Source organism: Streptomyces sp. BV286 (assembly GCF_019090165.1).
Taxonomy (GTDB): domain Bacteria; phylum Actinomycetota; class Actinomycetes; order Streptomycetales; family Streptomycetaceae; genus Streptomyces.
Window position 1 is genome coordinate 1 of the sequence record NZ_JAHRIB010000125.1, and the last position, 9,909, is coordinate 9,909.

A 9,909-nucleotide genomic window follows, 5' to 3' on the forward strand; every position below is an offset into this window, starting at 1 on the left:
AGGCCCGCCGGCCCACCGGCCCACCGGCGTGAGGCCCGCCGGCCCACCGGCCCACCGGCGTGAGGCCCGCCGGCCCACCGGCCCACCAGCCCGCCGGCATGAGGCCCGCCGGCCCACCGGCGTGATTCCCAGCCCTCTCCGCGGAGCGCCTTGCACCCTGCGCCCTACGCCCTGCCCCCGCGGCTCGATCGAGACGGCCGAGCCACCGCTGCTGCCGGCTTCGACGCCCGGTGGAGTCAGGTGTCGGACAGCGGCGCGAGCGGCTCTCCCGACGCCTCCACCACGGCGTTTCCTCCGCGACAGCCTCTCCGTGTATGCCGCGAAGGCCGCAAGGTGTCACACGGTCGCCCATCGGTCGACATGAGCGACCCCGTCCGACGCACCTTTCAAGCCATACCTCGGCCGGTCATCCCACGCACCCCAACCGGCCCTCTTTTGCACAGGAGTTGACCGGAGTACCTTCCGCGCATGCGGACATCTGCGCGCTACAAGCGCCTCATCACCTGGAGATCGCTCGCGACGGCGGCCACCGCCGCGCTGATGGCCACGCTCCTCACCCCTGCTGCCGCCCAGAGCGCTCCACGGGAGAGCGCCCCCGTCTACTCGTACGACAACGCGATCCGCGAGTCGGTCTGGGTGGACACCGGGCTGGACGGCGACAGCGACGGGAAGACCGACCGTGTCGCCGTCGACATCGTCCGCCCGCGCGAACCCGCCCAGCAGGGCCGCAGGATACCCGTGATCATGGACGCCAGCCCTTACTACTCCTGCTGCGGGCGCGGCAACGAGAGCCAGCGCAAGACGTACGACGCGAACGGCGACGTCGTCCAGATGCCCCTGTACTACGACAACTACTTCGTGCCGCGCGGCTACGCCTTCGTCGGCGTCGACCTCGCCGGCACCAACCGCTCCGACGGCTGTGTGGACGTCGGCGGCCGCTCCGACGTCCAGTCCGCGAAGGCCGTCGTCGACTGGCTGAACGGCCGGGGCAGGGGCTACACCTCCCGCACGGGCACCACGAAGGCCAAGGCCGGCTGGACCAACGGGAAAACCGGCATGATCGGCAAGAGCTACGACGGGACCGTCGCCAACGGTGTCGCCGCCACCGGAGTCGAGGGCCTGGAGACGATCGTCCCGATCGCAGCCATCTCCTCCTGGTACGACTACTACTTCGCCAAGGGCGCCCCGCTCTACGACTCGGGCCCCGACTGGCTGTCCGACTACGTCGAGAGCCCCGACGCCCGCGCCAGGTGCGCCGCCGTCCAGCAGGAGATCGTCGACGGGGCACCGCGCACCGGCGACCGGACCAGGTTCTGGAGCGAGCGCGACTACGTGAAGGACGTCCGCAAGGTCGACGCCAGCGTGTTCGTCATCCACGGCATGCAGGACCTGAACGTGCGCCCCAAGCACTTCGGCCAGTGGTGGGACGGTCTCGCGAAGGCCGGCGTCGACCGGAAGATCTGGCTGTCCCAGACCGGCCACGTCGACCCCTTCGACTTCCGCCGCGCCGACTGGGCCGACACGCTGCACCGCTGGTTCGACCACGAACTCCTCGGCTACGACAACGGCGTCGACGACGAACCCATGGCCGACATCGAGCGCGCCCCCGATCAGTGGGTCACCTCGAACGTCTGGCCGCCGCGCGGCACCGACACCGTGAAGCTGCGGCCCGCCAAGGGCGCGCAGGCGGGCGTCGGCACCCTCGGACTGCGTACCGGAAAGGGCACCGAGACGTTCACCGACGACCCGCAGCAGGACGAGACCGACTGGGCCGCCCAGGTCGACCGGTCGACGTCCGCGAAGGCCGGGTTCATCACCAAGCCGCTCACCCGCGACGTCCGCCTCTCCGGCTCCTCCGAGGTGACCGTCACCGCCACACCGACCACCTCGACCGCCCACCTCTCCGCGGTCCTGGTCGACCTCGGCCCGGACACGATCCGCGACTACTCCGCCGCGGGGGAGGGCATCACCACGCTCACCGACCGCACCTGCTGGGGTCCGAGCACCACCGGTGACAGCTCCTGCTACAAGGAGACACGGGCGAAGACCGCCGACGTCGACCACACCGTGTTCAGCCGCGGCTGGGCCGACCTCGGCAACCACGCCTCCGACACGAAGGGCGTGCCGCTCACCCCGGGCAAGCGCTACACCATCACTCTCGACCTGCACGCGAGTGACCACGTCGTCCCGAAGGGCCACCGCCTCGCGCTGATCGTCGCCGGCACCGACGAGGGTCTCATCGACCCTCCGTCGAGCACCCCGACGCTCACGCTCGACCTGTCCCGTACGACGGCCCGTGTGCCGCTCGTCGGAGGCGCCGCCGCCTTCGCGCGTGCCACCGCGGGATCCTCGCACGTCAACCCCGACGCCACCCTCGACGGCGTCGGCGAGCCGCACACCACGCACCGCGTCCCCGGCCTCGGAGGCACCCTCTGATGACGCCCCGCCGTACCGCCGCCGTCGTGCTGACGGCGGCGGTGCTCACCGCGCCCCTCCTGACCACACCCGCCCACGCGTCCCCGAGCCCGCCCCGCACCGGCTTCGAACGGACCGACGGGGCCCGCTGGACCACCCAGCCCGAGGAGCGGGCCTTCCTCGCCGCCGTCGACAGGGCGAGCAGCCGGGTCTCGGTCGGCCGGATCGGCACCACGCAACAGGACCGCCCGCTCCAGCTGGTCCGCGTCGGCAACCGGCACGCGGCCACCACCGTGCTGCTGGTGTGCAGCCAACACGGCGACGAACCCTCCGGACGTGAGGCCTGCCTGACGACGGTCCGCGATCTCGCGTACGCGAAGGACGCCGCCACGCGGAAGTTCCTCGACCGCACCACGCTGCTCGTCGTGCCCACCGCCAACCCGGACGGCCGGGCCGCCGACACCCGCGGCAACAGCGACGGCGTCGACATCAACCGCGACCACCTCTCGCTGCGGACGGCCGAGGCACGCGCCATGGCCGCCGTCGTCCGTGACCGCGAGCCGGACGTGATCTACGACCTCCACGAGTACGGAGCCACGCCCCCGTACTACGACAAGGACCTCTTCGACCTCTGGCCGCGCAACCTCAACACCGATCCGGCCGTGCACGACGAGGCGCAGACCCTGTCGGCGGCGTACGTGCGGCCCGCCGCCCGCGCCGCCGGCTACTCGACCGGGACGTACGGCATCTGGACCGACCCGGCGACCGGCGACCCGATCCGGCAGGTGGCGGGCGACGGACAGGAGCGGATCCTGCGGAACATGTCCGGCATCAAGCACGGCGTCGGGCTGCTCATCGAGAGCCGCGTCGACCCCGTCACCGAGGCCGAGAAGGCCGACGAGGCGCTCAACAACCGCCGCCGCGTCCACTCGCAACTGGCCGCACTGGACGGGCTGTTCGCGTTCACGGACAAGCGGCGCGGCCCGATCGGGTCGGCCACGTCCGCGGCCCGGCTGGCCGGTTACCGGGACACCGGACCGGTCTACGTGGGAGGAGCCGACAACGACCCGGCCGAACCGTCCGAGACCATCGGGGACCCGCCCTGCGCCTACCGGCTCACGGCGGCCCAGTACGCGGACGTCGGGGACGAGCTCGCCCTGCACGGCGTCGCGGTGCGACACGAGGGGGAAGGCGCCCGCGTACCGCTGCGCCAGTCCCTGCGCGGCCTCGTCCCGCTGCTGCTCGACGAACGCGCTCCGTACCACCTGACGGTCGGGGAGCCCGACACCCGCTGCTGAGGCGGTTGAGATCGGCGGTACCTGTGGTAGGTCGTAGGCACACAACCAGGAATGTGTGTCCGAACGGTTTCCAGGGAAGGTGCCGCCGATGACCGACGACTTGAAGGAAAGAGGAGGCCGGGGCGATCCGTCCGGCGTCCCCGGTGACTCCCGCCCCCAGACGGACCGGGTGGTGTTCGGCGTGACGGCCGCGCTCACCGTGGCGTTCGTGATCTGGGGGTCGGTGGCTACCGACTCCCTGGAATCCGCCTCCTCGAAGATGCTCAACGGGCTCATCCACAACGGTGGCTGGGCGTTCATGCTCGCCGCCTCGTGTTTCGTGGTGTTCGCACTGTGGCTCGCGATCAGCCGTTACGGAAGGATCCACCTCGGTGCGGAGGGCGAGGAGCCCGAGTTCCGCACCGTGTCCTGGGTCGCGATGATGTTCAGCGCCGGCATGGGCATCGGCCTGATGTTCTACGGCGTGAGCGAGCCCCTCTCGCACTACACGACACCCCCGCCGGGCACCACGCCCGCCGACTCCGCGGAACGCATGGAGACGGCGATGGCCACCACCCTCTTCCACTGGACCTTGCATCCCTGGGCGATCTACGCGGTGGTCGGCCTCGCCATCGCCTACAGCACCTACCGCAAACGCCGCCGCCAGACCATCAGCGCGGTCTTCACCCCGCTCATCGGTGAGAAGCACGCGAACGGCTCGGTGGGCCGGGTGATCGACGTCCTCGCCATCATCGCGACCGTCTTCGGATCGGCCGCCTCGCTGGGGCTCGGCGCCCTGCAGATCGGCTCCGGCTTCACGGAGCTGGACTGGATGGACAAGGTGAGCGACGGTCTGCTCGTCGCGATCATCGCCGTGCTGACCGTGGCGTTCGTCGCCTCGGCGGTCTCCGGCATCGAGAAGGGCATCCAGTGGCTGTCCAACATCAACATGGTGCTGGCGCTGGTGCTCGCGTTGTTCGTGTTCGTCGCGGGCCCCACGATCATCGTCCTGGACCTGCTGCCCACCTCGTTCTTCTCCTACCTCGGTGACCTGCCGCAGCTCGCGGGCCGCACCGAGGCCAGCGGGGGAGAGGGCGTCGCCGACTGGCTCGGCAGCTGGACCGTCTTCTACTGGGCGTGGTGGATCTCCTGGACGCCCTTCGTCGGCATGTTCATCGCCCGCATCAGCCGGGGCCGCACCATCCGGCAGTTCGTCGGCGGCGTCATCCTCGTGCCCAGCACCGTCAGCCTCGTCTGGTTCGCGGTCTTCGGCGGTACGGCGATGAAGCTGAAGGAGGGCGGCGCGCTCGCCAAGGAGGCGACCCCCGAGGGACAACTCTTCGGCGTCCTTCAGGAGTTCCCCATCGCGACGGCCACCAGCCTGCTCGTGATGATCCTCGTCGGCATCTTCTTCGTCTCGGGCGCCGACGCCGCGTCCATCGTGATGGGCACGCTCTCCCAGAAGGGCGCCCTCGAACCCGGCCGTCTCGTCGTGGTGTTCTGGGGCGTGGTGACCGGAGCGGTCGCCGCCATCATGCTGCTCGTCGGCACCGAGGGCAACGCGCTCACCGGCCTGCAGAACCTCACGATCCTGGCCGCGGCACCCTTCGTCCTCGTGATGATCGGCATGTGCATCTCCCTCATGCGGGACCTGCGCAGGGACCCGGTCATCGTGCGCAGCGAAATGGGCACCGAGGCCGTCTCGCTCGCCGTGATCGAGGGCCACAAGAAGTACGACGGCGACTTCGAGATCAGGGTCGGCCCGGGCGCCGGCACAGAGACGGAGGGCGACCCCCTGGGCCACGACCACGGCTGAGAGCCGGCCGGCCGACGACCGGGCACGGGCGAGACCTTCGTTCCCGGGGTGGCGCGGGAGTCCGCGCCACCGGCCCGCGGCCCTCTCCTTACTTCGCGGGGCGTCCCTTCAGGGCGCCCCGCGAAGCACATCAGCCGCAGGCGAGTTCCGACGCCTCCCGCGCACATCCCCACGCCACCGTGACCCCCGCCCCACCGTGCCCGTAGTTGTGCACCAGCACCCCACCACCGGGCCGGACCTCCCGCTCCAGCCGCACGGCGTCCCGGGAGGGCCGCAGCCCGACCCGGTGGTCCAGCACCCGCGCCCCGGCGACCTCGGGCCGCAGCAGCGCACACCGCTCGACGATCCGCGCGGCCACCGCCGGGTCGGGCGTCAGCGACCACTCGTCGTCCTCGGCGGTCCCGCCCAGGACCAGCCGGTCCGGCTGCGGAAAGAGATACGTGGTCGTCCCCGTCGCCGCGTCGGCCGAGACGAGCCACGTACGCAGGCCCGGGTTCTCCACGATGACGAGCTGCCCCCGCACCGGCCGTACCGCCGGATCCGGTACGAGCGCACGGGCCCCGAGGCCCGCGCAGTTGACGACGACCGGCGCCGCCGCCCGGGCCTCGGCGAGATCCGTCACGGTGCGCGTCACGAACGTGCCCCCGGCCCGCAGGAACCGCTCGCGCAGCCACCCCAGATGCACCGGCATGTCGATCAGCGGCAGCCGCGCCCACAGCCCCTCACCCGCGTACTCCTCGGCCGTGGACGCCCGCAGCCCCGGCAGCCGGGCGGCTGCCCACGCGCCCTGTTCGTCCAGCCGCGTGCCACCCAGTACGCCCTCGACCATGCGTACGCCCGTCTCCTCGGGCCGCTCCGCCAGTTCCTCGTACACCGTGAGCGAGCGCAGGGCCCATGCGCGGGCGAGCGTCTCCGGCCGGATGCCGTACGGCCACCACAGCGCGCCCGCAACCGCCGAGGTGGTCCGCTCGGCGGGCTCCCGCGCCCAGATCCGCACCCGTCTGCCGCTCTCGGCCAGAACGAGGGCCGTCGTGAGCCCGATGACACCGCTGCCCACCACGATCACGTCACCGCTTCGGTCTTCCGCCACGCGGGGACGGTAGCGGAATGTGTCATGCCGTGCTCAGAGTCCGCCGAAGCTGGGGATACTCACAGCATGTCTGCCGAGTACGCGACCTTCGGCCTGGCACCGGCGATGCGTGCCGGTGGAGTACTTGCCAACGGTGACTACCAAGCGCACCGGGACTTCGTGGACTTCATCGTCGACGGACGCCCGCTGCTGTACCAGCTCTCCGACCTCGACGCCGTGTCCCCCCTCGCCTCCGACGTACCCCCCGCGATCTTCACCGCCCAGGTGCGCAGCCTGCTGCTGGAAGCCGACCCTCCGCTGGAGGGGGGCCGGTACGTCATCTACGGCTGCCCCGAGTGCGAGGACCTCGGGTGCGGCGCCGTGACCGCCGTGATCGACCGGCACGACGACGACTTCGTGTGGCGCGACTTCGCCTGGCAGACCGACGAACAGGCGGATCTGGAGCGGAACGGCTATCACGGCATCGGCCCCTTCCGCTTCCGCGGCGACGAATACCGTGCCGCCCTGGGCTCCCTGCTCACCGGCACCGCGGGCGAACGCCGCCGGGTCCTGCTCATCGGCGCCCGCGCCGCCGTCCTCGCCAAGCTCGCCGCAGCCCTGCGCATCATCGGGATCGGCGCCGACATCACCCGGGAGGCCACCGACATCCCCGTCGACGAACTGCGCACCTACGGAGCCGTCGCCTTCGGGCGAGCCGTCACCGAGCAGGAACGTGCCGTCGTACGGCAGTCCTTCGACCACGCCGGAGTCGACGTCGCGTACGTCGAAGGGCTGGCCCCGATCGTCCCGCTCCTGGTCGCCCAGATAGAGAACGCCCTGGACCGCAGCCCCCGGGAACTGCGCCGCCTGACCCGGCTGGTCGCCGCCGACGGCGAGGCGGGCGTCGAGGTCACCTCCACCTGCCGGGTCCAGCTGACCGCCTACCGCCTCGACCGCCTCTACCGGACACACATGTACGAGGTCTTCGACGGGGTGCTGGAGGCGGGGCGTCACCGGCTGCCGCTGGACGCGAAGGCGACCAGAGGGGAGTCGTTCATCGTGGCGCGGACATCCGGGAGCGTGCTGGTGGAGGCGATGGCCCGCTGAGAAGCCGGTGCCGGTCCGGTGCCGGTCCGACGGAATCCCCGGCGCGGGCCCGCGAACCCGGCGATTAGGATCGGCTCCCTGATGACTGCCACTCTCGTCGCCAAGAACCTCGCCGCCGGCCACGGCGACCGCACCCTCTTCGCCGGGCTCGACCTCGTGGTCGCGCCCGGCGACGTGATCGGTCTCGTCGGTGCCAACGGCGCGGGCAAGTCCACCCTGCTGCGGATGCTCGCCGGGCTGCTCAAGCCCGAGGAGGGCGAGCTGCGGCTCTCCCCGCCGGCCGCGACCGTCGGTCACCTGCCGCAGGAGCCGGAGCGTCGGCCCGGCGAGACCGTCCGGGAGTTCCTGGCACGCCGCACGGGCGTCGCCGAGGCCCAGCGGCTGATGGACGAGGCCACGCAGGCGCTCGTCGACGGAGCACCGGGCGCGGACGACGCGTACGCGGACAGCCTGGAGCGCTGGCTCGCGCTCGGCGGCGCGGACCTCGACGAGCGGGCCGAGGAGGTTGCCGGCACGCTCGGCCTCACCGTCGGGCTGGACCAGCCGATGACCTCCCTCTCCGGCGGCCAGGCCGCCCGCGCCGGACTCGCCTCCCTGCTCCTGTCCCGCTACGACGTGTTCCTGCTCGACGAGCCGACCAACGACCTCGACCTGGACGGTCTGGAGCGGCTCGAACGCTTCGTGTCCGGTCTGCGCGCGGGCACCGTCGTCGTCAGCCACGACCGCGAGTTCCTCACCCGCACGGTCACCAAGGTCCTCGAACTGGACCTGGCCCAGCAGCAGATCACCCTGTACGGCGGCGGCTACGAGGCCTATCTGGAGGAGCGGGACGTGGCGCGCCGGCACGCCCGCGAGGACTTCGAGGAGTACGCCGACAAGCGGTCCGCGCTCGAGGGCCGCGCCCAGATGCAGCGCTCCTGGATGGACAAGGGCGTCAAGAACGCCCGGCGCAAGGCGAACAACGACAACGACAAGATCGGCCGCAAGTTCCGCAGCGAGGCCAGCGAGAAGCAGGCCGCGAAGGCCCGGCAGACCCAGCGCATGATCGAGCGGCTCGACGTGGTGGACGAACCGCGCAAGGAGTGGGAGCTGCGGATGGAGATCGCGTCGGCGCCACGGTCGGGCGCCGTGGTCGCCACGCTGCGCGACGCCGAGGTCCGGCGGGGTGACTTCTCCTTCGGCCCGGCCACGCTCCAGATCGACTGGGCGGACCGGGTGGCCGTCACCGGCGCGAACGGCGCGGGCAAGTCGACCCTGCTCGGCGCCCTCCTCGGCCGGGTGCCCCTGGACTCCGGCCACGCCACCCTCGGCTCGGGCGTGATCGTCGGCGAGGTCGACCAGGCACGCAAGCTGTTCCACGGCCCGGAGGCCCTGCTCGACGCGTTCTGCGCGGCCGTCCCCGACACCGAGCCCGCCGAGGTCCGCACGCTGCTGGCCAAGTTCGGCCTCAAGGCGGAACACGTCCTGCGTCCGGCGGCCACGCTCTCCCCGGGCGAACGCACGCGCTCCGCCCTGGCGCTCCTCCAGGGCAGGGGCGTCAACCTCCTGGTCCTCGACGAGCCCACGAACCACCTGGACCTCCCGGCGATCGAGCAGCTCGAATCGGCCCTCGACTCGTACGAGGGCACGCTGCTCCTGGTCACCCACGACCGCCGCATGCTGGACGCGGTCCACACCACGCGCCGTCTGGAAGTCGCGGCGGGCAAGGTCACGGAACACTGACCGGAGCGCCCCGCAAGGGGCGCGGGGAACCGCGCGACCGGCCACGAGCGGCTCGCACCAGGCACGAGTGGCCCGCACCAGGCACGAGCGGCTCGCACCAGCCACGAGTGGCCCGCGTCAGCCCAGCGGCCCGCTCTGCACGAGCGGCCCCCACCATGGGAGCCACCCCGTAGCGCCCGCCCTGAGGGCACGAGCCCTCCCCGCCGGGCGGCCGTGCTGCGCCGATCGTCTTGCCGCAGCCCACGCAGGTGGGTCCCCGGCGGGTGGCCCCGGAGGGTGGATCCCAGGCGGGTGGAGCGGGCCGGCCCGGGCCCCGGTGTCACCGGAACGCCCGGGCCGACTGCTCAGCGCTTGCCCTTGCCCGGGTCCGCCAGCCCCGCACGCCGCAGCGCGTCCGCCATCGCGCTGTTGCCGGGCGGCGGCGCCTGACGCGAACCGCCGCCACCGCCACCGCCCCCGCCGCCGGAGCGGCCCTGCCGCTGCTGCCGCTCCCGCTGCTGGGG

Annotated in this window: 6 protein-coding genes; 5 read left to right on the forward strand and 1 reads right to left on the reverse strand. The window is 72.0% G+C overall.

Going from position 1 to position 9,909, the window contains the following annotated elements:
• Positions 1–468: 468 nt before the first annotated feature.
• The 3 genes from KUF83_RS16545 to KUF83_RS16555 all read left to right on the forward strand — a co-directional run bounded on the left by KUF83_RS16545 (position 469) and on the right by KUF83_RS16555 (position 5,508).
• Positions 469–2,436, forward strand: coding sequence for a Xaa-Pro dipeptidyl-peptidase (locus KUF83_RS16545; protein ID WP_217455454.1), 1,968 nt, complete (start codon positions 469–471; stop codon positions 2,434–2,436).
• The gene (locus KUF83_RS16550) at positions 2,436–3,713 is read left to right on the forward strand and encodes a M14 family metallocarboxypeptidase (RefSeq protein ID WP_217455455.1); all 1,278 of its coding nucleotides are present in this window, start codon (positions 2,436–2,438) and stop codon (positions 3,711–3,713) included. The genes KUF83_RS16545 and KUF83_RS16550 overlap by 1 nt, the downstream gene beginning before the upstream one ends.
• A gap of 88 nt (positions 3,714–3,801) precedes the next feature.
• Positions 3,802–5,508 (forward strand): BCCT family transporter, encoded by a 1,707-nt coding sequence (locus KUF83_RS16555; RefSeq protein ID WP_217455456.1) that lies wholly within the window; start codon positions 3,802–3,804, stop codon positions 5,506–5,508.
• A 130-nt stretch (positions 5,509–5,638) separates the two neighbouring features.
• Here the strand turns inward: KUF83_RS16555 and KUF83_RS16560 are convergent, their stop codons facing one another.
• Positions 5,639–6,598 carry an FAD-dependent oxidoreductase gene (locus tag KUF83_RS16560; RefSeq protein WP_217455457.1) on the reverse strand — a complete coding sequence of 320 codons (960 nt, stop codon included), beginning with the start codon at positions 6,596–6,598 and terminating at the stop codon, positions 5,639–5,641.
• A 66-nt stretch (positions 6,599–6,664) separates the two neighbouring features.
• Between KUF83_RS16560 and KUF83_RS16565 the strand changes: the two genes are divergently transcribed.
• Both KUF83_RS16565 and KUF83_RS16570 read left to right on the forward strand, forming a co-directional pair.
• Positions 6,665–7,684: an oxidoreductase gene (locus tag KUF83_RS16565; protein WP_217455458.1), complete on the forward strand. Its 1,020-nt coding sequence runs from the start codon at positions 6,665–6,667 to the stop codon at positions 7,682–7,684.
• A gap of 81 nt (positions 7,685–7,765) precedes the next feature.
• Positions 7,766–9,406 carry an ABC-F family ATP-binding cassette domain-containing protein gene (locus KUF83_RS16570; RefSeq protein ID WP_217455459.1) on the forward strand — a complete coding sequence of 547 codons (1,641 nt, stop codon included), beginning with the start codon at positions 7,766–7,768 and terminating at the stop codon, positions 9,404–9,406.
• The last annotated feature ends 503 nt before the right edge of the window (positions 9,407–9,909 follow it).